Consider the following 22,895-nt stretch of genomic DNA (forward strand, 5'->3'; position numbering starts at 1 on the left):
TCAGTGACGTGGTTTCTGCAGCTCACGCAAATGCGCGAGGCCTAATACAGCGAGTGCTTTGTGAAGCTGTTCGTCGCGATGCATCATTGCTTCCAGCTCGACCTGCACTGCACCTTCGTTGTCTCCAGCCCTGGCGCGCGCCGTACGCAACGCCTCGTCGGCCCGCCGTTGGGCGTCACTCTCTGTCACCGCACCGCCTCCATCGCGAAGTACTCCTCGACCAGCCGCAGCGCCATGTCGCGCGCCAGCCATTGCGCGATCGCGCAGTTGCCGAGTTGCTCTTGCACGATCCCGACTTTGTCGGCGGGCAGCTTGCGCCGCTTGCGGCCCTTCTCATCGCGCTCATCCGCGTGGAAGTAGTCAGAGACGTGTTGCTGGATGAGGTCACACGTCGCGGCGAGATACGGCTGCGACATGCCGGGGAAACGACGATGCTTCCAGGCGAGCGCGCAGACCTCGTGATACGTCTTGCAGGCCTCTATCTCGTCGCGGGGCAAAAAGCGAAGCCGCGGCTGCTGTGGCGCCGGCGGCATGTCGGGAGGGACCGCTGCTCGCGGTCGGGATGATGGGCTGTGATAGTCAAATGTCATCGAAACACCTGTTGATACACCTGTTGGCGATTGGCGAAAATTTTTTGCATGGAAACCATGCAAAGCCCCGTAAATTCACGCGCCGCCAGGCAGCGCCATCTCCGGTACAACTCCGTTCGATACGGCCGATGCGAACAGCAGCAGCCACGTCGACGGCAAGATGTTTCTCGTGTGCAGCGACAGTTCTGTGCCGTCGTGCTTTGTGATGGCGATCGTGTCGGTCACCATGTCGTACACACCGCTCCTCAGTCCGTCTTCATCGAAGAGGCAGTGCAAAACCTGCTTGCGGATCGCTGGATAGCGGTGCATCGCGTCGATCACATCGGCGAGTACTTCCTCCAGCTCGCGCGCCGCCATTCATCGGTGCCCGCGAAATTGGTGAGGGTTCACAGCCCGTTTAGAATCGGTGGCTCCCACACGCACCGTTTCCTCACGGAAAGGAACCCTCATGACTTCACCCAACGACGAACAAACGACAGCAGCTCCGAAAGACCCGACGATGCTCGTTGTGATCGCGTTGATTCATGCTCTTCACCAGCACAAGATCCTTCCTGCGCAGGCGGTAGCGGATGTTCTCGATCGACGCGCCGTGAACGCAGCGCTTCGCGGAAGAACTGGAGACGAGCAGACAGTCCGGGACGTCGCCGTGTTGATCCAGAATCTGGCCGATCAGCTCGAGCGGTATTCGCCGTTTGGCCCCACAGATCGAGATCGACCTCTTCCTTGAGCGTCGTGAACCCCTGCGCCGCCAGTACGGTGCGGATCTCTTCGTGGATCGAGTTCAGAAACTCCGGACGCACCACGGTCGGCGCGGGCTCGCCCGGGTATAACCGGGGCACGCGCGCACCGATTTCGAAATTTGGAAGCGGGACCGAGGCGCGATGGAACGCATTGATCTCTCGCGCCCGCTGGTTAAGCATTTCCTTCCAGTCACTGTCGGCAAAGGTCTTCGTGCTTCGAGTCAGCCGGCCGCCGCGACGCGCGAATTTCGATTTGAACGTGCGCATCTCAGACGCCCTCCTCGGTTTGCACGGGCGGCAGCTCATTGACGAGCTGCTCCAGCCCTCTGACGAGCTGGTAGGCCGGCCGCTTCTTTCCGATCTTTCCATTCGCGATGTCGGAGATCGTGGGCTGGCTGCATCCAAGCCGATCGGCGATGGATCGCTGCGTGTGGCCGCCGGCGAGCAGCCTTTGCACCATGGTCTGAAGGTCTGGTTCCATGCGCAGAAATATAGATGTTCCGATATTTCAAGTCAATCGGAAAATCTATGCGCACTTGTATAAGAATCCCGATATGAAATTTGGGGAACGTCTTCGTCAGGCTAGAAAAGCCGCAAAGCTCACGCAGGTTGAGCTCGGGCGCCGAGTCGGTCTTACTCAGGCCGCTATCTCTGACCTCGAGAGCGGCAACACCGCCGGCACTGCTCAACTACTTCCGCTTGCCAAGGCTCTAGGTGTTGCGCCGGAATGGCTGCTGAACACCACAGGTCCGCGAGTGATTGTCACGACGCCGGAAGAAGACCACGCGTCCGTGCGCGAACTACTCGAATTGCTAAGACGCGCGACATCAACGGGAGCGCGGGTCGCATTCGAAGCGGAATCGAAGATCCCGGACATTACGGACGGGATGACGAAACTGCTACAGGCGGTCGTCGACGCTTATGAGGCGGGCCTCACGGACGAGGAGATGCTGCCCATACGCCTAACCCTCGAAGCCCTAACCCGCGTAAAGCGCACCTCTTTGGCCTCTGTTCCCTCAATTGAAGCGGCCGCTGAGAACGCAGAATCGTCGCTCGACCAGAACGTGACCGAGGCGTTGAGAGGCGCTCTACCGAGTCGCGGCGTGGGGCCATCGATAGATGAACAGGCACGACGAGGGCACAAGCGGAAAAGTAGTTGACCTCGCGGCTTTCCGCCGCCGGGGCGCTCAGACGCGCGAACCGTCCCCACCTCCACGCAAGCCTCGCCAGCCCCAGAGCTCGTTACACATCGAGATCCGCGGCGACAACGTCGAATTTCCCACCCCCACTATTCAACGCGTGCACGCGCTCGCCCTCCTGCGGATCGTGCTCGCGGTCTCGGACCATCTCCTAGACGTCCACGCCGGCCGCGCCGGCGGTTAAAAACACCCCTCCCTGCTGCAGTCCGCTTATGGTCGCACACAAATATAGATTTTCCGATTGACACTCAATATCGGAACATCTATATTTCGCTCCATCAGATCGCAACACAGGAGCGAACGATGTCCCAGCAACAGCAAGCCAATCCCACCGCCAGCACGCGGCGCGGCGCTCGCGCTGTGAAATCGGCGTTCCGTTTCGCGCGCAACGTGCTCGCCCTCTTCGGCGTGTTCTTCCTCTACCTGCTCTGGCACGGCTACTCGGCGTACGAGGCCGAAATGTCCGCCAACCAGCAGGACGTCGCGTGCGTGAAGTCCGCGCGCTGCATGTGAGACGGCCATGCGGATCTATCGCTTCAGCGACGACGAAAAAACGCGTGTGCTGATGTCGGTTCTCACCGACGACTTCGGTAACGAACTCGTGATCCGAACGGCTGCGTACGCGACCGTGCCCAACGACCAATATGAAGTCGTGGTCATCGACCGGAACACGTTCCTCGAAGTCACGTGCATGGATTTGAGGGAGGGCGACTGAGATGCGCCCGACCCCGACCCGCCTTCCTGACGATCTGCTAGCGCCGGCATGCCGCACGCTCGGCGTCGAGGGATCGCCCGACGAAGCGCTTCTGAACCCTGCAGTGCGCGCCGCCGTGCAGGCTGCCGTGCGTGCGCAGATCGTCGGTCGTCCGCTGCGCCACACCGGCCGCACGCTGACGCCTCGCGCCGTCGCCCCCATCCAGAGTTCGCTCGGTTTCGACGACAACGTCGTCGACATCAAGCGTCGCGCCGCCAACGACACCGATGAGGAATAGCACCATGCACTCGCTCGGCTATATCGGTCTTGCACTCGCATCGTCCGGCGCGGTCGCGTGGACCGCGTGCGCTCTCTCGAAGCGCTATGACGCCGCATTCGATTTCAACCTGCCCGCCCCCGCGAACGAAGACCGGGCTCTTACGGAGGCGTGGTCGCGGCGCGTTCTCCGCGATGGAATTCCGATGAGCACGCAGCTGCGCGAAGGTCTCCCTGAACTCCCCGCGCGTATGCGCGCCCTGCCGCTGGACGATCGCGGCTACCCCGTCCCGTTCTTCGTCGCGTGGTTCGACGGCAAGCCCGATTTCCGCGTCGCGGATCAGAAGAAGATGGGGATCTGCCACAACCAGCATCGCTGCTGGCTGTGCGGCGAGAAGCTCGGCAAGTACATGGCGTTCGTGATCGGACCGATGTGCGCTGTCAATCGCACGTCGAGCGAGCCGCCGTCGCACGTCGACTGCGCGAAATTCGCGGCCTCGGCATGCCCCTTCCTCGCGCGGCCGAAGGCTGTCCGGCGTGATAGCGGCCTGCCCGAGGAGCGTGTGGATCCTGCAGGCCTCGGCATACCTCGCAACCCGGGCGTCGCGCTCGTGTGGGTGACGCGCGAATACAAGGCGTTCCGTGCCCCGGGAGGCGTGCTCTTCAGGATTGGCGATCCGGAACAAACGATCTGGTATGCGGAAGGCCGCGCCGCGACGCGAGAAGAAGTGATGCATTCGGTGCAGACGGGTCTGCCCAGTCTCTATGACCTCGCGCATCTCCAAGGCGAAGCCGCGGTGATGGAGCTCGATACGGCGGTCGCGCGTGCCACGCGCCACTTCCCGCAGCACGCCGCTGCGCCTCATCTGGGATAAGCCGTGAGCGATACCGTCCATCCGAACATGTTTCCGCGCGTCGCCGATATGGCGATGAATCCGGAAGCGATCGCCGCCGAACAGCAGCCGGTAAATGGTGAGCCGCCGGCGCGCCCGTCGACAGCCTGGGCGAACCCCGTTAGCTCGCTCAAGCACGCTGCGAAACCCGCAGCCGATGAGACGAAAGTCAAAGGCGGTGAGCCGGAAGCGCCGAAAACCGGGACGGTTGCGCCGAAAAGTGAGACGAAGACCCGCGCCGAGCAAGCGATCGCCTGTCTGCGCTTGAAAGGACCGCTGCCGTCGAAAGCGCTGTGCGAATCGATGGGCCTCGATACCGAAGTTGGCATATCGCCATACATAGCCGCGGCGCTGAAACGCGGCGAGATCGTGCGCGATCGCGGCCATTACTTCCTACCCGGTCAGGAGGCCAGTCTCCCTGCGCCGAAAGAACCCCCGCAACCCAAACCGGCAAAGAAAGCCGATGCGCCGCGCGCCATGTCAAGCGAACAGCCGGCGGCCGTCAAGCCCGTCGACGAAGACGTCAAGTCGGACCCGCGCGTCGCGGACTTCACGCTCGGGATCGGAGACGCGGTCCTCACTCATTGGCTCGACGGATCGGTGACGCTGCAACGCGGCGCTGCCGTCCTCGAACTCGCACGCGAACAGACGCGGATGCTGACGATGTTCGTCGCGCTCTGCAAATAGCTTTCTCGGTGGTCTCTCGCTACCCATCCCCGTGTGGCGAGTTTTGGTGGGCGGCTATCACAGCGCCCCGCTTTTTCAGGACTTGAAATGACAACCTCAGAAAAATTCGATCAGTGGGCAATCATCGAACTGTTTGGCCACTCGCGCATCGCCGGTCGCGTCACTGAACAGACGGTGGGAGGCTGTGCCTTCGTGCGCGTCGACGTGCCGGCGTTCGAGGCCACCGGCCACTCCCCCGCCACGCAGGCCTTCACGAAGCTGTTCGGACAGGGCGCGATCTACTCGATGAGCTTTGTCGACGAAGGCGCCGCGAACATGGTCGGCCGCCAGCTGCGCATTCAGCCGATCGACACGTACTCCCTCCGGCAGGCGCTGCAGGATCTGCCCGTCGACACAGGCCGCGACCGTCAATCGTCGTTCCTTGAAGACCAGGCGTCGTAGGCGCTGCGAGCCGGTGCCGACGCCGTGGCAGATCCTCGCCTCACTCCACGACCGAAGCCTCGATTTGCGCGAAGCGCATCGACTCATCCGCGCGCATCTGCGCGCCGCCCAGCGTCGGCGAATGACGCGAACCGAAAAGGGATCACGATCATGAAATCGATCTTCATCTTCGACGACTCGCGCGCAACCGAGCTTCGGCGCATCTTCGTCGCCCTCGGCGAAGACGGCCTGATCGTCAAGCCGGTCGTGTTCGACGAGCACACCGCGCCGCATTTCCTCTACGCGATGGGCGTCGAGCACACGTTCGCCGCGCGCGAAGAGGCTTTCATTGCCGAGGCAGTGGACTTCACACGCAAGACGATGCTGCGTCGCTATGACGAGATCTACGGCGCCGGCAACTGGATACCGCTGTGGCTCGCCGATCCCCGCTCCGTCGCCGAGTGGCGCAATGCCATGTCGATCGCGCGTCAGCTCGCCACCACGCCGAGCACGCCCACCGCGTTCAGCGACCGTGCCCTGCAGGGAATCCTGCGCGATGTAATGGGCCCGGCAAGCGCTCCGCGCGGCGTCACGAAACACTAAGGAGGAAAGATCCGTGCAGACCACTGAACAGGCTTCCGTCGACATCCTGCCGCTCGGTTCGATCCGGCCGTCGCCCACCAACCCGCGCAAGCGTTTTCCGCAAGCCCAGCAGGATGAGCTGATCGCGAGCGTACGCAAGCATGGCGTGCTGCAGCCGATGCTCGTGCGCCCGTGGCCGGATGAGCCGGGGATCTTCGAACTCATCGCCGGCGAACGCCGTTACCGCGCCGCCACCGCTGCCGGTCTGGTCGATGCGCCAGTGCTCGTGCGCGATCTGACGGATGACGAGGTGCTGCACATCCAGATCGTGGAGAACCTGCAGCGCAAGGATCTGCATCCGCTCGAAGAGGCCGATGGCTACAAGGTGCTGTCGGATCGTGGCCACACGCTCGAGCAGATCGCCGACGAGGTCAGCCAGACGAAGACGTATGTAGCGCAGCGCCTGAAGCTGTGCGCGCTCAACACGTCGACGCGAAAGCTGTTCTTCGACGAGAAGCTCAACGCGAAGACCGCACTGATCATCGCGCGCATGCCGACGGATCTGCAGGACAAGGTCGCGAAGGACGTCACGACACCGCGTTGGACCGGCGAGCCCATGTCGCTCCGGGAAGCGTCGGACCATGTGCAGAACAACTATATGCTGCGGCTCGACGAAGCGCCGTTCAAGACGTCGGATGCGCAGCTCGTGCCGGCGGCCGGCGCGTGCGGTCCGTGCCCGAAACGAACGGGCAACCAGTCCGATCTGTTCGGCGACGTGAAGAGTAAAGAGGTCTGCACGGATCCGGCGTGCTACGCGAAGAAGCGCGACGCGGCGGCCGCGCAGAAGCGCGCCGAGGCAGAGGCCTCCGGACGGAAGGTGATTTCGGGCAAGGACGCGAAGGCCACGCAGCCCCACGAATATGGCTCGCTGGTCGGCGGCTGGGTCAAGCTCGACGAGCGCTGCTATGACGATCCGAAGCAACGCACCTACCGCCAGATCATCGGCGCCAAAGGCGTGAAGTCGGCCGCCCTGCTCCAGAGCCCGCACGGCGGCGAAATGCTCGAAGTCATGCAGAAAGCGGACCTCAAGAAAGCGCTCGCGGATAAGGGCATCGAGGCGCGTAGCACCGGTTCATCAAATCCGTCGCAGTCCGCCGATAACGCGAAGAAGAAGATTGCCGACGCATATCGCGGTGAACTGTTCCGCCAGATCCGCGCGAAGCACGTCGAGACGGGCCTCGATGACTTCGATCTGAAGATCGTTGCCGTCACGTTCTACCGTCGCCTGTGGAACGAAAACCAGAAGCGCATCTGCAAGCTGTACGACTGGGGCAACAAGGCGATCTCCGATTCCGATTTCGCGAAGAAGGTCGACGCTTTCTATGAGGACGACGATTCCGTATCACTGGCGCGACTGGTGATGGACCTCGCGCTGATCGGCGAATCGGTCGCCGAATCCTATGCGGTCAATGCGAAGCCCGAGCTGCTCGAGGCGACGGCGCGCGTGCGCCGCATCGACCCGGGCGTCGTGCGCAAGCAGATCGAAGGCGACATGAAGCCGAAGCGGCCGACGCCTACGCCCGCGAAGAAAACGCCCGCCAGCGCGCCGAAGCCGCCCGCAAAGGCCGCCGCGAAAAAGACTCCGGCCGCGAAGAAGGTGCCCGCGGCGAAGAAGGTTGCCGCGAAGCCTGCCGCGAAGAAAGCTGTCGCGGCCGACAAGCCACCCGCGCGGTTCGATATCAACAGTGATGCGGCCAAAGCCGCGTGGCCCTTCCCGTCGGGTTCGCGTCCATGAATGAACAGCTGATCGCATTGGCGCGCGCCGCCGGCCTGACGGTAACGCTCGACGGCGTGATCGGCAACCAGCATTACGCGAGCGTCACGGGAACGCTCGACGCGCTGCGTCGCTTCGGCGACGCCTATCGCGCGGCACACGAAGAAGATCTGAAGGACCGGGCGCGGCCGGACCACCGCGCAATCAACCTTTGAGGAAGACCATGAAGAAGCGCATCACCCTTGCAGTTGCAGCAGCTCTCGCCCTCGCCGCCGCACCCGCTGCTTTCGCCGGCGGCAACGGTAACGGAAACGGTAATGGCAACAACGCCAATTCGAGCACCTTCGCGTTCAGCGGCGGTTTCGGTTCGTCGTCGAGCACCTCCGGCGGCTCGCAGGCCTCGGCCGGTCAGAACGGCAACGGCTATTCCTCGCAGTGGAGCAATTCGGCAGGCGGCGGCTACGCGATCGGCGGTACCGCGATCGGCGCCGGTGTCGGTGGCTATGGATTCGGTGGCGTCAGTGGCGGTCTGTCGGCATCGGGCAGCTATACCGGCAGCACGTCGAACGCGAACGCTGGCGGCTACACGTCGGGCGACGGCTACGGTTCGAGCAAATCGGGCGTGGGCACCGACGTGAGCGCGTACGGCTATACGAATCTCGCAGGCAGCTACTCGTACGGCCATTAACGAAGAAGGCCTTCGATACCGGAAATATCGAAGGCCTGAGCAACCACACCTCTGGGGGTGACCACGATGAACACGAAATCCACCGTCGCGCTGTTGATTCTAGCACTCGGTTTTACTAGCCACGCATTTGCTCAAACGTCCACCACGGCGACGGCCACGCAGCAGTCTGCAGCCACGTCCACCGCTCAAGGCACTATCCAGTTCTCTCAGACGCCGGAACATACGACGGAGACCGTCCGGAACGTTAGTGCGCCGGTGCTGGGTGCCTATGCCTCTTCTTTCTCCCAGATGAACTGCGGCCAGACCGTCCAGTTCGGTGGCGCGATTGCTGGTGTCTCGCTCGTCGGCGGCGCTTCGCACAGCCTGCAGGACTGCAAGCTCGAAGTCGCGGCCGCGGAGACCGTGCGCCAGTCGACCGTCACCGAAGACGCCAGCGTGAAGGCGAACCTGCAGAAGGCCGCTGTGCTCATCCGATGCCAGGTGAGCAAAGAGATTTACGACGCGTATCGCGCCGCCGGGTTCGACTGCTCACTGAAACCTGCCGAGCTGCAGTCGCGCACCGACACGCAGCCCGCGAACTATCGCATCGCAGGCGAGTAATGCGAAACGAAGCCGCGCGCCGCCGAACGCAGTTCCTCGAACGCGCGCGCACATATGCAACGTCGCACCGACCTACCGACATCGCAGCGCACGACCTGTGCAGCGCGTTCGTCGAGATGCTCGCGTGCGATCGCGGCGAAGCCGTAACGCTGACCATCGGAAAAGTGGTCATCGCACGCAACGCCCTGCAGCAGCGTAGTACGGCGCGCTAACCCTCGGAGCGCGGCGTGGTTTGGACCGGGCCGACTAAGCCCGGTCCCTTTTTAAGGAATCGAAATGATCACGATGACGCTCGCTGAGTTCCACGCAGCCATCAAAGCACAGAACGTGACATCGCACGAAGACATCGCGTTTGTGTGCCCGATGTGCAAAACAGTCCAGTCGGCCCGCGATCTGATGAAGGTCGGCGCCGGCGCCGACTTCGACAAGGTCGAAAAATATCTGGGTTTCGCATGCTTTGGCCGTTGGATCGATGCAGGGTCGCCCCGCAATGAGTCTGACGGTAAGCCCTGCAACTGGAGTCTCGGCGGCTTGTTCCGGACGCACAAATTGGAAGTCGTGACTCCCGATGGCGAACACCATCCGCGATTCGAGCTCGCGACCGCCGAACAAGCGGCCGCACACGCCCTCACACATGCTGCACCGGAGACGAACTGATGAGCGCCGAAACGCACAAGGTCCATATGAAGATGGCGAAGGCCTCGGAGACCGACATCACGCAGACGTTGAATCTGTGCGGCGTGCTCGAGGCGATATCGAAGGGTTACTACCCTTCGGGGGGCGATGAAGACGATCCGACGTTCTTCGATGAGGACGACAAGGACCATCTACGCGCCTTTTACGACCGTTAAGGATTGCCTCGACGCAGCCCCCGGCGGCGTATTCCGCGTGGCATTCGGCTTCACCACACTCATGTCTAACGACGTCGTCGATCCTGACCTCGACCACCTCGAGCTACATCCGCGCATCAAAGCTGCGCTCGATGCAGCTGAATCGCCGCAGCTAATTTATCCGGCGGACATCACGCCCGATTTGCATCGTGTGCTTTCCCTGATGTGCTTTCAGCTCGCATCGTTCGCTCACATCTTCCGCGCCGCCGGCGCCGAAATCAAAACTCGAGCGGAGGATGAACAGGCGTATTGCCTGCACTGGCTGATCAAACTCGTTTTGACTCACGGCGAAGGCTGGTCGGAACAGGCCCAGCTCGAAATCGCCGCGATCCGTGCAAAACTCCAGGAGTCGAAATAATGCCTCGCAATCCCATCCTCATCGGTCAGGCCGTCGAGATCGATCTGCTGCAGCCGCAAGTCCGCGCGATGCTGAACAACGAAGGCTTCTATATCGGCGGCGATACGAAGCAAGAGCGGCTGATGGTTGCGCTCGTCTCACAGGGCGGCCGCGTGTTCTGTCTGAAGGTCGACACCGAGCTCGAGCCGTCGCGCTTTATGCCGAGCCTGACGCTGCATGGCCCTTATGGTCCGCGGCCGCCGGCTGTCATCGACGAACTCGTCGAGTTGCTCTCGAAGGCGCACGCCGCGATCGACGGCCTCTTCGCGCAGCTCATCACCAAGGAGCCGGACTTCTGCCCGTCGCAGAGCGAATACTGGGCAGACATGGTTGCGATCAACGAAGCGGTCAAACATGCTCGAGGCGAATCGTGATCCGAAACCGTGATCTCTTCGAGCGACTCGTGCGTCAAGTCCTCTCCGCGGATCACCACGACGAAGCGCTTGAGATGGAAGCCGATTGCTATGCGGAATCCGGCACCCAACTCGCATGGGAGGTGTTTCAAGCGGTGCTGAAGTTACCCACAGAAACGGTGGATAACCCTGGGGAAACTCCACGCGCCGCCGTGCCCCTTCCGCGCCTCGATGACGAGCTGGCAACGCTCCGTCACGAAATCGAAGGCGGTGTGAAGCGCGACAGCATGCAGGCGCTGCGGCTGTGCGAACAGGTGGAAGTCATCGGTGAGCGGTTCAAACGCGAACTGGCAGACGGCGCCGCAGCTGCGCCGTGCGTCGATGCGCAGGACGCGCTTCGCGAGCGAATCAAGTATCTCGAAAAGCGGTTGGACGACTACCAATCCGCCCGCGCATCCGACGCGGCGGCAGGCGAGCAGAAGCCCGTCGCCACGGTCGCGATCTCGAAGCCGGGAGACGCGCTGTTTGCGGCGTCATTCATGCACCTGACCGACCACGGACGCGCGACGCTCGGCCGTGGCAAGCACGATCTCTACACCCGCAGCGAGCCGAGAGCGCTGACGGATGCCGCGCGCGACGTACTGGCCGAACGGCAGCGGCAGGTCAGCGCTGAAGGCTGGACGCCTGAGCATGACGATGAGCACGACAGCGAAGAAATGGCTATCGCTGCGGCGTGCTACGCGGAAAGTGCCGGCGGGTTCCACCATCCTGCCGCCGGCGTACCGAGCACATGGCCCTGGACAAACGGTTGGTGGAAGCCCACGACGCCGCGTCGTGATCTCGTGAAAGCTGGTGCGCTGATCCTCGCGGAAATCGAACGCCTTGATCGCGCCCTTCTGCGCGAATCGGAGGCACAGTGAACACCATCACCGTCGGGGCACTGATCGGCGCCGTATACATGCTCTTCGCGCTCGCTATCGGCATGTCGGTCGGCAAGCTGCTGAAGGCACGACGTGAATCGACTGATTCGCTTCAACCGGTCGCGCCGACGCCAAGATCACCATGCTCATCGTCTTCGTCGATCTCGTTCGGATCTTCGCCCATCAGACGCATCACGTCCTTCAGGAACTCGACGCTCACTTCTTCATGCTCGTCCGATCCCTGCACGCAGTCTTCGGGATTGCGCAGCCCTCGGGCCTTTCGGATGGTTCGTACGGTGTTTTCCATGGAGCGCGCAAGGCTCCACATCGGATCGTTCGGATCAAGGCTGATGTTTTCCATGCATCGGTTGTCGGCAGTCGCTGCAAAGTTCTTGAGGCCTTTATGAGCGAAAACAGCAAAATCGAATGGACCGACCACACGTTCAATCCGTGGGAAGGCTGCCAGAAGGTCGGACCGGGCTGCGACCACTGCTATGCCGAGGCGCGCAATGCCCGTTTCGGCGGCGGCACGGCAGTCAACTGGGGACCGAGCGCGCCGCGGCGCCGCACATCCGCCGCGAATTGGCGTAAGCCGCTGCACTGGAACGCGATGCACGGGAATTTCCTCTATCAGCACGGTCGGCGCCAGCGTGTGTTCTGCGCATCGCTCGCGGATGTGTTCGATAACGCCGTCGATCCGGCATGGCGCGCAGATCTCTTCGCGTTGATCAAGCAGACACCGAACCTCGATTGGCTACTACTGACCAAGCGCATCGGCAACGTCCCCGCCATGCTGGCCGAGATTGGCATTGAGGGTCTGCCGTGGAATGTGTGGCTCGGCGCGACGATCGTGAATCAGGCCGAAGCCGATCGCGACATCCCGAAGTTGCTCGACGTGCCCGCGCGAGTTCGCTTCCTGTCCATGGAGCCGCTTCTCGGGCCCGTCGACATCCGTCCTTACATGTGGCCCGTATGCGGATGGTGGAAAGGTCCGCACAACAGCTATCGCGAAGCGAAAGCGGCAGGTGCCGAGTGCGGATTGAAGCGGCAGGCATTGGTATCAGCGCATGCGCGCTTCGTCGACTGGGTGATCGTCGGCGGCGAAAGCGGGCACGGCGCGCGTCCGATGAATCCGTGGTGGGCTCGCTCTCTGCGGGACCAGTGCGAAGCCGCTGGCACGAAGTTCCTGTTCAAGCAATGGGGCGAATGGACGGAGCAGACGCCGGAGCAGCAGAAGCAGTTGCCCGGGTCGGTGATTATGAAGCACGTATCAGCATGGCCGGACGGAACCCTCGGGCACGGCGACTTCCGGGAGAACGGCGGCTATGGGCGCCCCGTCTTCCCGGTCGGCAAGAAAGCCGCTGGTCGGTTGCTCGACGGCCGCACACACGACGAATTCCCGCGAGGTGCCGCATGAAAGCCCTGTCTATCCGCCAACCGTGGGCCTGGCTGATCGTGCGCCCGGATCTCGTCGGTGCCGCACGCGCCGCCGCGATCGCCTCGGGCGAGATCAAGGACATCGAGAACCGCAGTTGGCCGACGAAGTTTCGCGGCCGCGTGCTCGTGCATGCGTCGAAAAGCATGACGCGCGCCGAATACGAAGACGCAAAGGATCCGCTCTGGTCGCGTGGCGGCCCGACGATCGAGCTGCCGCAGATGGATCAGCTGCAACGTGGCGGCATCATCGGCGCCGTCACGATCGACGCATGTGTCGACCCGATCGACAGGATCTCGATGTGGCACGTCGAGGGCTGCTATGGGTTTCATCTCGTCGACGCGCGGCCGACCCCGTTCGTCGAGTGCAAAGGGGCACTTCAGTTCTTCGACGTGCCTGTCGACGTCGCGACGCAGCTGCGGCAGATGCACGAGCTGGGAGCCATCGCATGACGACCCAGACCAGAAGTGTTGCGGAGGCGCTCCCTGCCGAAATCGATCGAGTGACCACTGTCCTCGGCCACTACATTGAGATCGGTCCGGCCGGGGCATTCGGAGCGATGTTTATCCGCGCGTCGCTGAAGCGTGCGACTGAAGCGCTCGCGAGCGGCGATGTCATTCTGATGATTCAGGCGCTCGAAGATCTGAAGGAATACCGCGAATGAGCGACTATCTCACCTCCAAAGAACTGGCCGAGCTCGTCGATTGCAAGCCGAACCAGCGCGCCGCCATGACGAAGTGGCTCGATCAGAACCACTGGCGTTATGTGGTCGATCGCAATGGCCTGCCGAAGGTCGCGCGCGCCTACCATGACAGGAAGCTCGGCATCACAACCGACAACAAGACATCACGATACGATGCATCGCCAAACCTCCAAGCGTTCAGCTGAGAAACGCGCAGCAACCAACGAAACGACGGGCGTCGACCGACTCTATAAGCGCATCGGCGCCCGCCGTATCTCCTACTGGTACAAGTTCCCCGACGGTCGCAGCCAGACATTGGCCACGGCGCCGCTCGGCGACCGCCATCAGATCGCAGTCGCCGAGCGCACCGCGAAGCGTCAGGCGCTCGACATTCAGGCCGGCCAGATCATCTCCGGATCGGTGGCCGAGATGATCGAGCGCTTCCGCGACGAGGTCGACGTCATGCACTACCGCGACCAGTCGAAGGAAGGCAAGCAGGTCCGCAAAGGCCAATACGAACGCCTCATCCGCTTCTTCGGCCGCATGGCGCCATTGAGCCTCGAGACGATCCACGGCTATCAGTATCTCGATCACCGCGCGAAGACCGGCGCACCGATCGGCGCCAACAAGGACATGGCGCTGATGACCACCATCTGCAATTACGCGATCCGTTGGGGGCTTATCAAGGCGAACCCATTCGTCGGGATGATGCAGAACAAGGGCGAAGCGGACGTGCGTGTTGTCGAGCGTGGCCAGGTCGTGCGCTTCTACCTGTGGTCACTCAAACAGGAACAGTCCTATCGCACGATGGGGCTGGCAGCCATGTTCTGTTACCTCACGGGTTTCCGCGCCGCCGAGATCCGGCCGTTCCACATGTCCGGTCTCCTCGATGTGGGCGTGCGCGTCATCAACGCGAAGCGCAAGAAAGGCGAGAAAGAGATCAGCAAGCTGCGCGAGTGGTCGACGCGTCTGCGCGTCGTCGTCGAACGCGCAAAGCGCGATCGCAAGGTGCAGAGCCTCTTCCTGTTTCCCAACCGGACTGGCCAGCCGTATTCGAAGAGCGGCTGGTCGTCGGTCTGGCAGGACGCGATGTACACGTACATCGGCGCGTTCGATAAGGACATCGCGACGGAGTTCGAGGCGAAGAAGATGCGCGAGGCCGCGCAGCGCATCGCCAATCGAATCAACCGGCCGATTCGCGGTGGCATGGAGCTCATGCTCACGGACCACGCGGAGTACTTCGCCCTGTCCGATATCCGCCCCACGGCGATCACCGCGAAGCTCTCGAATCGCGACGATGATGCATACGATTTCGCCGCGCACGCGAACCCGAGTACGACGCATCGTCACTACGACAGACGGAAGGTAAAAGTGGCCAAGGCGACCGAATAGGTCAACTATGAGCGCGAGACGCGCTCAGGCGCGATGTCAATGCCAGCTCACCGAAACGTGGCTCTCGATCATCTTGTAGATCGTCAGGCCCCCGCTTGCCAGCGCTGCCGTTACCACCACGATTGCGGTGGCCCATCGGATGGTCGTTTCAAGCTTTGAGACCTTGGCCTCCAGCTTCTCCATCGACTTTTGGATCGGCGCTGTCTTTGCATCGACCGATGCGGAGACGCCAGTAAGCTTCTCGTCGAGGCGGCCATACTTCTCGGCGAGATCCTTGAGGTGGCCATCGATGTCGTTGAGCTTTCCCCAGACGAACTCGGTGAAGTCGGCTTTGCCTGTACCAATGCCCGCGTCCGGAGTTGCGACCGAGCCCGCGGCCGGCGCAGCTGCGTCGTCCGCGGCGCGAGCAGCGGCAGCACTAGTTCTTCTCGTCGCCATAGTTATTCGGTTTGGGCTTTGATCCATTCCCACAGCGAACTCGGCGCTCGCCCTCCGTATGAACCGAGCGTCAACACGAGCCCGGTGCCGACGTGAGGATCGTCCCGAATCCCCAGCTTGCTTGCGAGCTCGCCGGCCGGACCATCCGTGTAGACCACCCACTTGTCCGGTGCCAGCTCGTATCTGCGCTCCTTCTCGGCCACAACGGTCTCGACCTTTTCTTTAACCGCCGCCGCATTCGTAAGAGCTGTCACAAAAAAAAGCTGCTTGGCCATATGTCTCTGCAATGTGGTTCGACGGAGCGTGCACGAACTATAGCATTCGCTTTCGTTGCGAAAGTTAAAGGTGAGCAGGCCGTGGGTGCATCACTAACGACACAGCTCAATTTGACCGTGCAAGCGCCATACCGCTGATTAACGGCACGAAAATCGAAACCATTAGGCGAAAAAAAACCCGCTAGCTATGTGCGGGCTTCATTCCGAAATTCTAGTTTTCGTTCCGAATTTCGCTATGTGCAATCTTCGCGAACGCGCAACTACTTGATACTGCTGAATTCTCTGGGGTGGCTGATGGGACTCGAACCCACGACGACAGGAATCACAATCCTGGACTCTACCAACTGAGCTACAGCCACCACTGCCCTACACCTTCGCCGCTTGCCGCTGAACGCTGCTCAACAACGAAGAAGCGAGATTATACAAACACGAATCGTATTTGCAAAGCCCTTTATTCAAACATTTCGCTTGGCTCGCGCAAATGCTGTCGCGCCTCGTCGAAAATCGCAAGATCGCGCGCCGCCAGCTTCTTGCTGTCCGATAACACGCGCCGCCATCCACGCGAACCCGCGACACCGCGATACAGCCCCAGCGCGTGACGCACGATCGCGCCGAGATACGTGCCGCGCGCAAGCTCGGCGCGGCAGTACTCGATCAGATTCGCTTCCGCTTCCTCGCGTGTCGGCGCAGGTTGCGTCGAGCCGTAGAAACGCGCATCGACGTCCGCGAGCACATACGGGTTGTGATATGCCTCGCGCCCGAGCATCACGCCATCGACGTGCTGTAGATGCGCGTCGACTTCGTCGAGCGTCTTGATGCCGCCGTTGATGATGATCTCGAGTTGCGGAAAGTCCCGCTTCAACCGATATGCGTAGTCATATTTGAGCGGCGGAATCTCACGATTCTCTTTCGGGCTCAGCCCTTTGAGGATCGCGTTGCGCGCATGCACGATGAACACGTCACAGCCGGCCTCGGCGATCATGCCGACGAAGTCGCGCACGAACGCATAATCCTCCACAGCATCGACGCCGATCCGGTGCTTCACCGTCACGGGCACCGACACCACATCGCGCATCGCTTTCACGCAATCGGCGACGAGTTGCGGCTCGTTCATCAGACACGCGCCGAATGCGCCGCGCTGCACGCGCTCAGACGGACAGCCGCAATTCAGATTGATCTCGTCGTAACCCCATTGCTCGCCGAGCTTCGCCGCGCGCGCCAGATCGTCAGGCTCGCTGCCGCCGAGCTGCAACGCGACGGGCGCCTCGTCTGCCGTGAACGCCAGATGGCGCTCGACGTCGCCGTGAATCAGCGCCCCCGTCGTCACCATCTCCGTATACAGCCAGGTGTTCCGCGACAGCGTGCGGTGAAACGAGCGGCAGTGGCGATCGGTCCAGTCCATCATGGGGGCAACGGCTACCGTTCTACACCCTGATTTTGCAGCAGTTTTCATATAAATCAATCGGTTATGTTTCGCGCTTGCGGTAGCTTTACTTACCATTTAGACTACCTATTCGGTAGCGGTTACTTCGGCACTGTTACTCCAGTGATACTCGTCACAGAGAGAGACCTATGGCAACGATCGTAAAAACAGAAACCGGGCGCTGGCGCGCTCAAATCAGAATTAAGGGATTTCCGTCTGTCGCTCAGACCTTCGACAAAAAGGGACAGGCTCAAACTTGGGCGGATCAGACCGAAGCCAAGATGAGAAACGGCGGATTTTCTGACGCGCGCGAACTCGCGAATTTTACCATTACGTCGATTGTCGACCGTTACATCAAGGACATCGGCGAAATCAAACCGTTCGGACGCTCGAAGATGGGCGCGCTCTCGATGCTCAAGCGCCATATGGGGAGCGTGACGCTCGCCTCGCTCAACGACGACGCGATCGTCGCCTATGCGAAAAGACGCGCCGCGATGGGCGCGGGAGGCGTGACGATCGGGCTTGAACTAACCTACCTAGGCGGCGTCCTGCGGATCGCAAGGTCCGTCTGGAAGCTCCCGTATCACGCGCGCCCGATCGATGACGCGCGTCCGTCGCTGAAGCTGCTACGGCTTCACACCAAATCGAAAGAGCGGGACCGTCGACCGACACAGGACGAAATCGCCTCGATCTGTAACTTCTTCGCGTCGAAGGCCCGACAGAAAATCCCGATGCCTGACATCATTCAGTTTGCGATTGCAACGACCATGCGCGCGTCCGAGATTACGTCTCTGCGATGGGATGACATCAACCATGCGGACCGGACGATCATGATCCGAGACCGGAAGCATCCGGAAGAGAAAATCGGGAACAATCAGATTGTTCCGCTCCTCGGCGAAGCGTATGACATCGTCATGCGACAACGACAGCGCGGTGACTTCATTTTCCCTTTCAAGCATCACACCTTTTCCTCGCTCTTTCCGCGCGCATGCAATGAACTGAAAATCGACGACTTGCGCTTCCACGACCTGAGACACGAAGGCGTCTCCCGGCTTTTCGAACAAGGCTACCGGATCGAACAAGTCGCCCTTGTGAGCGGGCATCGAGACTGGAAGATGCTTCGCCGCTATACACAGGTTCGCGCGAGAGACCTCCATCGAGACCCAGTCGGCGCCCAAACGGACCAAGAATGAGAAAAAGCGCCCGCCGATCCCGAAGGACCGAGCGGGCGCTAGGCTACTGGCACGACTGGACGGCGGCTTCGAGCTTTGTCTCGTACCCCCAGCGCTGCTCGCGGTCAGCGAGCAACGTCTTTACCTGAGTGTAAATGTCGGCGCCGACCGCGAGCGCGTCAAACGCGAAAGCCGGTTTCTCGACCTTCTCGACTTTGCACGGCACCGGGACGGCCTTGTCGACCTGAGTCACGACCGGAGCGGGCGCGTAGGTATGCGGCGCCGTCTGACACGCCGACAGCATGAGCGCGACGGCAATCGCCGCGAGCGTCTTCTTCATTTCCGATCCTCCCTGATTTGCGCATCGATGAGCGCCGACGCCGCGGCGCACACATCGGAGCCCGCCTCGGGCTTACTGGCGAGTAAAACTGCGGCGCGGCTCTGATGAGCGATGTTTTGCTTCTCTGCGGCGGCGACCGCGGCGGCGGCTTCTGCGGCCCGCGAGGCCGCTTCCTTCTGGAGCGCGAGGATCGAGGCATTCTGAAGCTCGGCGGCGCCCTTCAGCGTGCCGAACGCGGCCTGATCGTCGGCGATCGCCTGATTCGCCTTACCGATCTGCTGATTGAGGCCTGCAATGATCGGCGCATAGTGACGCGACGCGCCATACGCGCCGAGCCCGACGAGAGCCGCAACGATCGCTAGAATCGCTGCGATCTTTGCGATGAGTGAGACCTGGGTCATATCCCTTCCTTATTTGCCGATCTTCGCCGACAGCCCGAGGCCACCAAGCAAACCAGCGGCGCCGATTCCGTATGCCTGAAAATCGAACGGCTTCCCCGATACGACGCTAAACACTTCGAGCCCTAGACCAACGACGATCACGACCGCCGACCACGCGTAGGCGGGTTCAATCGTCGTGTTGTCGTCGCCCGTTACCAATTGCATGAGTTTTCCGAGCATGTCCGCTCCTTAATGAATGGTCGGCGCTTCGTCGGGCGAAAAGACGAAGTCCGCGCGTTTGTTGACCTGCATTTGCCACAGCGGGAACGGAAGCATATGGATGCCGTGATCCTTGCCTCGATGGTGTTTCGCGCACAACACCATCATGTTGTATTCGCTGTCGATGAAGTCCGTCGGCTCCCGGTAGCCCGCCCAGTCGAAGGCCGGATGAAGGCGGCGCATCTTGTCCCAGTCGATCCCGTTCGCGTCGGCCCATTCGGCGTGAAAGTGATGAACCTCGCGGCTCTCCTTCGTCTCGCACGCGAAACACGGCGTATCGAGGTCATGGATCAGGCGATGTTTCGTGCGCCGGAAGAGCGCGGACTCCGTTCGCGGCGGATGATCCGGATAGAAGCGATCGATAACGATCGTCTCCCGTTGTTCGTGTTCGTGTGCGATCTGCATAGGAAGAAGCCACCGATCGGCGGCGAAGAATTTAGGAGAGCCCGAGCGCCTTCCGAGCGACGTCGTAACGCTTGTCGCGGTCAGGCTTGCCCGCCATTGCGGGATTGATGCGACGCGTCACGGCGTCAAAGTTGCCAGCGTCCGCAAGCGTATTCAGCCCGTGATTGATCCAGTAGAAGCCCGCGGCGAGCGCCGCCGTCTGAGGATCGTCTCGAAGAAGGTCCGGATTCTTGACGAGGTCGACGCCGATGTCGTCGCCCGCCTCCTTGAAATTTGCCTTGAACGTCGTCTGAATCAGACCCGAACCACGAAACGACCAACCATCCCCGCTTTCCGTTGGCCCGTTGCCATACTTGTTCGCGTAGACGATCGAGGCGATCTGCTTCTGTCGATCGAGCGGGATCGCCTTCTCGCCTGGCTGACGCCCATACTTACTAGCGAGCGCGAACGGCATCGCGCGCGGGAAAGTCGCCATCAGGGCCGGAATCGCGTAGTTGAACGATTCCGCCGTCGCCGACAACGATGTCGACTCATGCCCAATCTGAGCAAGGAAGGCCGCGAGTCGTTGCGGCGTATTGATGCTATAGCGATCGCATGCGTCGCGGAGCGGGACGGCATACTTCGCCGCGTCCGCTTTGCTCGCCCCGCATGCGGTCAGCAGAGAGGCGCTTACGATCATGTCTTGTCCGCCTTTTTATCGAGCTTGTCGTCGATCTTGTCGAGTTTTTGGAAGATCGCTTCAACTGCGCGATTGAAGTTGCCAATCGCTGTTTCGAGTGTGTGACTCGTTACATAGGTGCGCGCCGCGAAGAGTTCGAACGCGCTTTGCGAGTCCTTAATCTGCGAAATTGCGTCGCCGTGCTGCTGAATCGCCTTGTCGCGCTGGCCTTCAGAGCGACGCCACAAATACGCGAAGACGGCGCCGAGCGCACTGAACAGCGCGCACCCGACTTCGGCTATAGCCGTTGTATCCATCCGGAATCCCATAAAAAAAGCCGCCCGAAGGCGGCTGCAAACGAAGCCGCTCAAAAGCGGCGTACATGCGGTAGGGAAACCCTTACCAACTGTGTATGATGTGAGCTTTGACGCTTACAATAAATTTCGAGGGAACGCCCATGAAACAGGAGCGGAACGGGCCGATGAATCCGATGAGCGGGATTGGAGTCGCGAAAGACCCAATTATTAGGAGGCCGATCACCGTCGGCGAGAAGTCGTATCAAATCGCTGGCGATAACGGCTACCTTACAGCGATGGGCGAACACTTCGAACCGACTACCATCAGGACATTGCGCGCCTTGTGCGACGACGGCGCACACGCAATAGATGTCGGCGCAAACATCGGATTGACCGCACTTGGACTTTCACAATATTGCGACAAGGTCGCGGCAGTCGAGCCAGTCCCGCGGACATTCGATTACCTTCGCCGGAATACTGAGGCAACGCCGAACATTTCGATTTTCAAGCATGCACTCGGAAATTCGGAAGGCATCGTCAGGATGCAAGGCTATAACGACTTTTTAGCCGGATCGTTCATTGCTGACACATATCAGGTCAACAACGATAATCACTTCCTCGAAGCCGTTCCAATCAAGCGCCTGGACGACTGCTTTGCCTCGACAGGGCTAGGAAGGCTCGACCTGATGAAAGTCGACGTCGAGGGCTTCGAACTTGAAGTATTCGAAGGCGGTCGGCAGGTGATAGGCGATTTGAAGCCGCTCGCTTTCCTCGAAATGAACCATTGGTGTTTGAACGTTTTCCGGCGCATATCAATACCGGAATTCCGCGAGCGCCTCCTCGCCGTCTTCCCGTTTGTTTTCGCAATGGACGGCGAGAATTATCTCGACTATGGCGACGATGCAAACGTCCACAATATTAATCACGGCCACATCATCGAGCATCGATTTAGCAATCTGGTCGCCGGGTTTGATCGCGACGAGATTATCGCTAGGCTGGAGACGTTGCGCAGCCCAGTTATCGAGCAAGAAGCGCCGCAAGCCACGACGCTTGACGCGATGCATTTGGAGATTGATAGCCTGAGGCGTGACGTCGCCGATTTACAGATGAGGCTCAATGCATCGACCGCCACTGTTGAAGCAATCCAGACGTCGACTTCATGGAAGATCACCGCTCCCATCCGGTCACTCGTCGGCGCATTCAAAAAATAACGACTTTAACTTGGCGCGGCGAATGACCAATTGCCCGACGAGTCCTTCGTTGCGACATCCCCGGCTTGCGGATAGCGCGGCAACTTAACCATCGTCGCATCTACAGGCGGCGCCCACCCGCCTGTAGACACATCGCTATTGCCGTCCCACGTAATCAACATTACGACAGAACCGTTTTCAACCATTGCATACACATCAATAGACATATCGAACCTTCCTTTTCGATCACCATTCGAACATCAAGAATCCGGCGCCCGCATTGCCACCCGAGGAGCCCACACCACCAGCGCCGCCATAAGGGCCGCCCGCCCCTCCGCCGCCCGAACCGTAGCCAACAGCAGCCGATCCAGCGATACCGTTAGATTGACCGCCTCGACCGGCGCCACCACCTGACCCGAACGGACAGGACGCACCGGAACCGCCCGCCGCTCCACCCGCGTTGTAAACACCGTCGTTCCCCATCGAGCCATTACCGCCAGAACCAGCGCCCGCCGCTCCACCCGGCGCAATAGTCGCAGCGTTGCCACCACCGCCGCCACCGGGACCACCAATGAGCGTCACTGACGTTCCGCCATTGAATCCCGCTCCGCTGATTACGACATTGCCGCCACTTACCCCCGAGTTACCGGAAGAACCTGAGGCGACGCCACCCGTACCGGCTGCCCCGATAGTCCATGAAATTGTGCTTCCAGCCACAACGGCATAAGGCTGTCGATTTAACCAACCACCAGCACCACCGCCACCGCCACCGCCGCCGACAAAGTTCGTACCGCCACCACCGCCACCGCCACCACCACCGCCGCCGC

Annotated in this window: 40 protein-coding genes and 1 tRNA gene; 25 read left to right on the forward strand and 16 right to left on the reverse strand. The window is 61.1% G+C overall.

Features of this window, described 5'->3' with window-relative positions; genetic code table 11:
- From BN2476_RS20175 to BN2476_RS20195, 5 genes are all read right to left on the reverse strand, one after another.
- Complete coding sequence (locus tag BN2476_RS20175) at positions 1-189, reverse strand: hypothetical protein (protein WP_087735911.1); 189 nt, start codon at positions 187-189, stop codon at positions 1-3.
- On the reverse strand, positions 186-590 hold the full coding sequence (locus tag BN2476_RS20180) for a hypothetical protein (protein ID WP_143811004.1): 405 nt from the start codon (positions 588-590) through the stop codon (positions 186-188). The genes BN2476_RS20175 and BN2476_RS20180 overlap by 4 nt, the downstream gene beginning before the upstream one ends.
- Before the next feature lie 75 nt (positions 591-665).
- Positions 666-947 carry a hypothetical protein gene (locus tag BN2476_RS20185; protein WP_087735913.1) on the reverse strand — a complete coding sequence of 94 codons (282 nt, stop codon included), beginning with the start codon at positions 945-947 and terminating at the stop codon, positions 666-668.
- An 89-nt stretch (positions 948-1,036) separates the two neighbouring features.
- Positions 1,037-1,597, reverse strand: a complete 561-nt coding sequence (locus BN2476_RS20190) for a hypothetical protein (RefSeq protein WP_087735914.1) — start codon at positions 1,595-1,597, stop codon at positions 1,037-1,039.
- Position 1,598: 1 nt separating this feature from the next.
- Complete coding sequence (locus tag BN2476_RS20195) at positions 1,599-1,790, reverse strand: helix-turn-helix domain-containing protein (protein ID WP_160111733.1); 192 nt, start codon at positions 1,788-1,790, stop codon at positions 1,599-1,601.
- A 19-nt stretch (positions 1,791-1,809) separates the two neighbouring features.
- Here BN2476_RS20195 and BN2476_RS20200 point away from each other — a divergent pair, with 19 nt between their 5' ends.
- The 18 genes from BN2476_RS20200 (at position 1,810) to BN2476_RS20285 (ending at position 11,703) form a co-directional block, all read left to right on the forward strand.
- The gene (locus BN2476_RS20200) at positions 1,810-2,490 is read left to right on the forward strand and encodes a helix-turn-helix domain-containing protein (RefSeq protein ID WP_087735916.1); all 681 of its coding nucleotides are present in this window, start codon (positions 1,810-1,812) and stop codon (positions 2,488-2,490) included.
- Between the two features lie 342 nt (positions 2,491-2,832).
- Entirely contained in the window at positions 2,833-3,042 is a 210-nt protein-coding gene (locus tag BN2476_RS20205; protein ID WP_087735917.1) for a hypothetical protein, read from the forward strand.
- Between the two features lie 7 nt (positions 3,043-3,049).
- Positions 3,050-3,244 carry a hypothetical protein gene (locus tag BN2476_RS20210; protein ID WP_087735918.1) on the forward strand — a complete coding sequence of 65 codons (195 nt, stop codon included), beginning with the start codon at positions 3,050-3,052 and terminating at the stop codon, positions 3,242-3,244.
- 1 nt (position 3,245) lies between these two features.
- A complete protein-coding gene (locus BN2476_RS20215) occupies positions 3,246-3,521 on the forward strand; it encodes a hypothetical protein (protein WP_087735919.1) in 276 nt (91 codons plus the stop codon).
- Positions 3,522-3,525: 4 nt separating this feature from the next.
- Positions 3,526-4,374 (forward strand): hypothetical protein, encoded by an 849-nt coding sequence (locus BN2476_RS20220; protein WP_235850894.1) that lies wholly within the window; start codon positions 3,526-3,528, stop codon positions 4,372-4,374.
- Positions 4,375-4,377: 3 nt separating this feature from the next.
- Entirely contained in the window at positions 4,378-5,079 is a 702-nt protein-coding gene (locus BN2476_RS20225; protein ID WP_087735920.1) for a hypothetical protein, read from the forward strand.
- A gap of 87 nt (positions 5,080-5,166) precedes the next feature.
- Entirely contained in the window at positions 5,167-5,520 is a 354-nt protein-coding gene (locus tag BN2476_RS20230) for a hypothetical protein (RefSeq protein ID WP_087735921.1), read from the forward strand.
- Positions 5,521-5,670: 150 nt separating this feature from the next.
- Complete coding sequence (locus BN2476_RS20235; RefSeq protein WP_087735922.1) at positions 5,671-6,102, forward strand: hypothetical protein; 432 nt, start codon at positions 5,671-5,673, stop codon at positions 6,100-6,102.
- Between the two features lie 13 nt (positions 6,103-6,115).
- Complete coding sequence (locus BN2476_RS20240; RefSeq protein WP_087735923.1) at positions 6,116-7,876, forward strand: ParB/RepB/Spo0J family partition protein; 1,761 nt, start codon at positions 6,116-6,118, stop codon at positions 7,874-7,876.
- Positions 7,873-8,070 (forward strand): hypothetical protein, encoded by a 198-nt coding sequence (locus BN2476_RS20245; RefSeq protein ID WP_087735924.1) that lies wholly within the window; start codon positions 7,873-7,875, stop codon positions 8,068-8,070. The genes BN2476_RS20240 and BN2476_RS20245 overlap by 4 nt, the downstream gene beginning before the upstream one ends.
- An 8-nt stretch (positions 8,071-8,078) precedes the next feature.
- On the forward strand, positions 8,079-8,543 hold the full coding sequence (locus BN2476_RS20250; protein ID WP_087735925.1) for a hypothetical protein: 465 nt from the start codon (positions 8,079-8,081) through the stop codon (positions 8,541-8,543).
- Positions 8,544-8,609: 66 nt separating this feature from the next.
- Complete coding sequence (locus tag BN2476_RS45580; protein WP_143811006.1) at positions 8,610-9,143, forward strand: hypothetical protein; 534 nt, start codon at positions 8,610-8,612, stop codon at positions 9,141-9,143.
- Entirely contained in the window at positions 9,143-9,355 is a 213-nt protein-coding gene (locus tag BN2476_RS20260) for a hypothetical protein (protein WP_087735927.1), read from the forward strand. Before BN2476_RS45580 ends, BN2476_RS20260 begins: the two co-directional genes overlap by 1 nt.
- A 64-nt stretch (positions 9,356-9,419) precedes the next feature.
- Positions 9,420-9,800: a VVA0879 family protein gene (locus tag BN2476_RS20265; RefSeq protein WP_218274526.1), complete on the forward strand. Its 381-nt coding sequence runs from the start codon at positions 9,420-9,422 to the stop codon at positions 9,798-9,800.
- Positions 9,800-9,994 carry a hypothetical protein gene (locus BN2476_RS20270; protein ID WP_087735929.1) on the forward strand — a complete coding sequence of 65 codons (195 nt, stop codon included), beginning with the start codon at positions 9,800-9,802 and terminating at the stop codon, positions 9,992-9,994. Before BN2476_RS20265 ends, BN2476_RS20270 begins: the two co-directional genes overlap by 1 nt.
- Positions 9,995-10,031: 37 nt before the next feature.
- Positions 10,032-10,391 (forward strand): hypothetical protein, encoded by a 360-nt coding sequence (locus tag BN2476_RS20275; protein ID WP_143811007.1) that lies wholly within the window; start codon positions 10,032-10,034, stop codon positions 10,389-10,391.
- Entirely contained in the window at positions 10,391-10,804 is a 414-nt protein-coding gene (locus BN2476_RS20280; protein WP_087735931.1) for a hypothetical protein, read from the forward strand. The genes BN2476_RS20275 and BN2476_RS20280 overlap by 1 nt, the downstream gene beginning before the upstream one ends.
- Positions 10,801-11,703 (forward strand): hypothetical protein, encoded by a 903-nt coding sequence (locus BN2476_RS20285; RefSeq protein WP_087735932.1) that lies wholly within the window; start codon positions 10,801-10,803, stop codon positions 11,701-11,703. Before BN2476_RS20280 ends, BN2476_RS20285 begins: the two co-directional genes overlap by 4 nt.
- A 112-nt stretch (positions 11,704-11,815) precedes the next feature.
- Here BN2476_RS20285 and BN2476_RS20290 read toward each other — a convergent pair whose 3' ends face one another.
- Positions 11,816-12,142, reverse strand: coding sequence for a hypothetical protein (locus BN2476_RS20290; RefSeq protein WP_235850895.1), 327 nt, complete (start codon positions 12,140-12,142; stop codon positions 11,816-11,818).
- Here BN2476_RS20290 and BN2476_RS20295 point away from each other — a divergent pair.
- From BN2476_RS20295 to BN2476_RS20310, 5 genes are read left to right on the forward strand one after another with little or no spacing between them, the layout of a single operon-like run.
- Entirely contained in the window at positions 12,107-13,120 is a 1,014-nt protein-coding gene (locus BN2476_RS20295; protein ID WP_087735934.1) for a phage Gp37/Gp68 family protein, read from the forward strand. The genes BN2476_RS20290 and BN2476_RS20295 overlap by 36 nt on opposite strands.
- Positions 13,117-13,590 (forward strand): ASCH domain-containing protein, encoded by a 474-nt coding sequence (locus tag BN2476_RS20300; RefSeq protein ID WP_087735935.1) that lies wholly within the window; start codon positions 13,117-13,119, stop codon positions 13,588-13,590. The genes BN2476_RS20295 and BN2476_RS20300 overlap by 4 nt, the downstream gene beginning before the upstream one ends.
- The gene (locus BN2476_RS45585; protein WP_143811008.1) at positions 13,587-13,802 is read left to right on the forward strand and encodes a hypothetical protein; all 216 of its coding nucleotides are present in this window, start codon (positions 13,587-13,589) and stop codon (positions 13,800-13,802) included. The genes BN2476_RS20300 and BN2476_RS45585 overlap by 4 nt, the downstream gene beginning before the upstream one ends.
- Positions 13,799-14,026 carry a DUF4224 domain-containing protein gene (locus BN2476_RS20305; RefSeq protein ID WP_087735936.1) on the forward strand — a complete coding sequence of 76 codons (228 nt, stop codon included), beginning with the start codon at positions 13,799-13,801 and terminating at the stop codon, positions 14,024-14,026. The genes BN2476_RS45585 and BN2476_RS20305 overlap by 4 nt, the downstream gene beginning before the upstream one ends.
- Complete coding sequence (locus BN2476_RS20310; protein ID WP_087735937.1) at positions 13,995-15,212, forward strand: tyrosine-type recombinase/integrase; 1,218 nt, start codon at positions 13,995-13,997, stop codon at positions 15,210-15,212. The genes BN2476_RS20305 and BN2476_RS20310 overlap by 32 nt, the downstream gene beginning before the upstream one ends.
- Positions 15,213-15,248: 36 nt before the next feature.
- Here BN2476_RS20310 and BN2476_RS20315 read toward each other — a convergent pair whose 3' ends face one another.
- From BN2476_RS20315 to dusA, 4 genes are all read right to left on the reverse strand, one after another.
- The gene (locus BN2476_RS20315) at positions 15,249-15,650 is read right to left on the reverse strand and encodes a hypothetical protein (RefSeq protein ID WP_087735938.1); all 402 of its coding nucleotides are present in this window, start codon (positions 15,648-15,650) and stop codon (positions 15,249-15,251) included.
- Between the two features lie 2 nt (positions 15,651-15,652).
- A complete protein-coding gene (locus BN2476_RS20320; RefSeq protein WP_087735939.1) occupies positions 15,653-15,925 on the reverse strand; it encodes a hypothetical protein in 273 nt (90 codons plus the stop codon).
- Positions 15,926-16,208: 283 nt separating this feature from the next.
- Positions 16,209-16,284 (reverse strand) — tRNA-His (locus BN2476_RS20325).
- Positions 16,285-16,376: 92 nt separating this feature from the next.
- Positions 16,377-17,378 (reverse strand): tRNA dihydrouridine(20/20a) synthase DusA, encoded by a 1,002-nt coding sequence (dusA, locus tag BN2476_RS20330; RefSeq protein WP_087735940.1) that lies wholly within the window; start codon positions 17,376-17,378, stop codon positions 16,377-16,379.
- 119 nt (positions 17,379-17,497) lie between these two features.
- Here dusA and BN2476_RS20335 point away from each other — a divergent pair, with 119 nt between their 5' ends.
- Positions 17,498-18,541, forward strand: coding sequence for a site-specific integrase (locus BN2476_RS20335; protein ID WP_087735941.1), 1,044 nt, complete (start codon positions 17,498-17,500; stop codon positions 18,539-18,541).
- A gap of 43 nt (positions 18,542-18,584) precedes the next feature.
- Here BN2476_RS20335 and BN2476_RS20340 read toward each other — a convergent pair whose 3' ends face one another.
- Genes BN2476_RS20340 through BN2476_RS20365 form a run of 6 tightly spaced genes read right to left on the reverse strand, consistent with a single transcriptional unit; the run spans position 18,585 to position 20,953 of the window.
- The gene (locus BN2476_RS20340; RefSeq protein WP_087735942.1) at positions 18,585-18,860 is read right to left on the reverse strand and encodes a hypothetical protein; all 276 of its coding nucleotides are present in this window, start codon (positions 18,858-18,860) and stop codon (positions 18,585-18,587) included.
- The gene (locus BN2476_RS20345; protein WP_087735943.1) at positions 18,857-19,261 is read right to left on the reverse strand and encodes a hypothetical protein; all 405 of its coding nucleotides are present in this window, start codon (positions 19,259-19,261) and stop codon (positions 18,857-18,859) included. The genes BN2476_RS20340 and BN2476_RS20345 overlap by 4 nt, the downstream gene beginning before the upstream one ends.
- Before the next feature lie 9 nt (positions 19,262-19,270).
- The gene (locus BN2476_RS20350) at positions 19,271-19,480 is read right to left on the reverse strand and encodes a hypothetical protein (RefSeq protein WP_087735944.1); all 210 of its coding nucleotides are present in this window, start codon (positions 19,478-19,480) and stop codon (positions 19,271-19,273) included.
- A gap of 9 nt (positions 19,481-19,489) precedes the next feature.
- Positions 19,490-19,924: a hypothetical protein gene (locus BN2476_RS20355; protein WP_087735945.1), complete on the reverse strand. Its 435-nt coding sequence runs from the start codon at positions 19,922-19,924 to the stop codon at positions 19,490-19,492.
- A 31-nt stretch (positions 19,925-19,955) separates the two neighbouring features.
- Positions 19,956-20,603 (reverse strand): glycoside hydrolase family 19 protein, encoded by a 648-nt coding sequence (locus BN2476_RS20360; RefSeq protein ID WP_235850896.1) that lies wholly within the window; start codon positions 20,601-20,603, stop codon positions 19,956-19,958.
- On the reverse strand, positions 20,600-20,953 hold the full coding sequence (locus tag BN2476_RS20365; RefSeq protein WP_143811009.1) for a hypothetical protein: 354 nt from the start codon (positions 20,951-20,953) through the stop codon (positions 20,600-20,602). Before BN2476_RS20365 ends, BN2476_RS20360 begins: the two co-directional genes overlap by 4 nt.
- 110 nt (positions 20,954-21,063) lie before the next feature.
- Here BN2476_RS20365 and BN2476_RS20370 point away from each other — a divergent pair, with 110 nt between their 5' ends.
- Positions 21,064-22,089: an FkbM family methyltransferase gene (locus BN2476_RS20370; RefSeq protein WP_160111734.1), complete on the forward strand. Its 1,026-nt coding sequence runs from the start codon at positions 21,064-21,066 to the stop codon at positions 22,087-22,089.
- Positions 22,090-22,895 lie beyond the last annotated feature (806 nt).

Origin of the sequence: Paraburkholderia piptadeniae (genome assembly GCF_900007165.1) — a bacterium.
Taxonomy (GTDB): Bacteria; Pseudomonadota; Gammaproteobacteria; order Burkholderiales; family Burkholderiaceae; genus Paraburkholderia; species Paraburkholderia piptadeniae.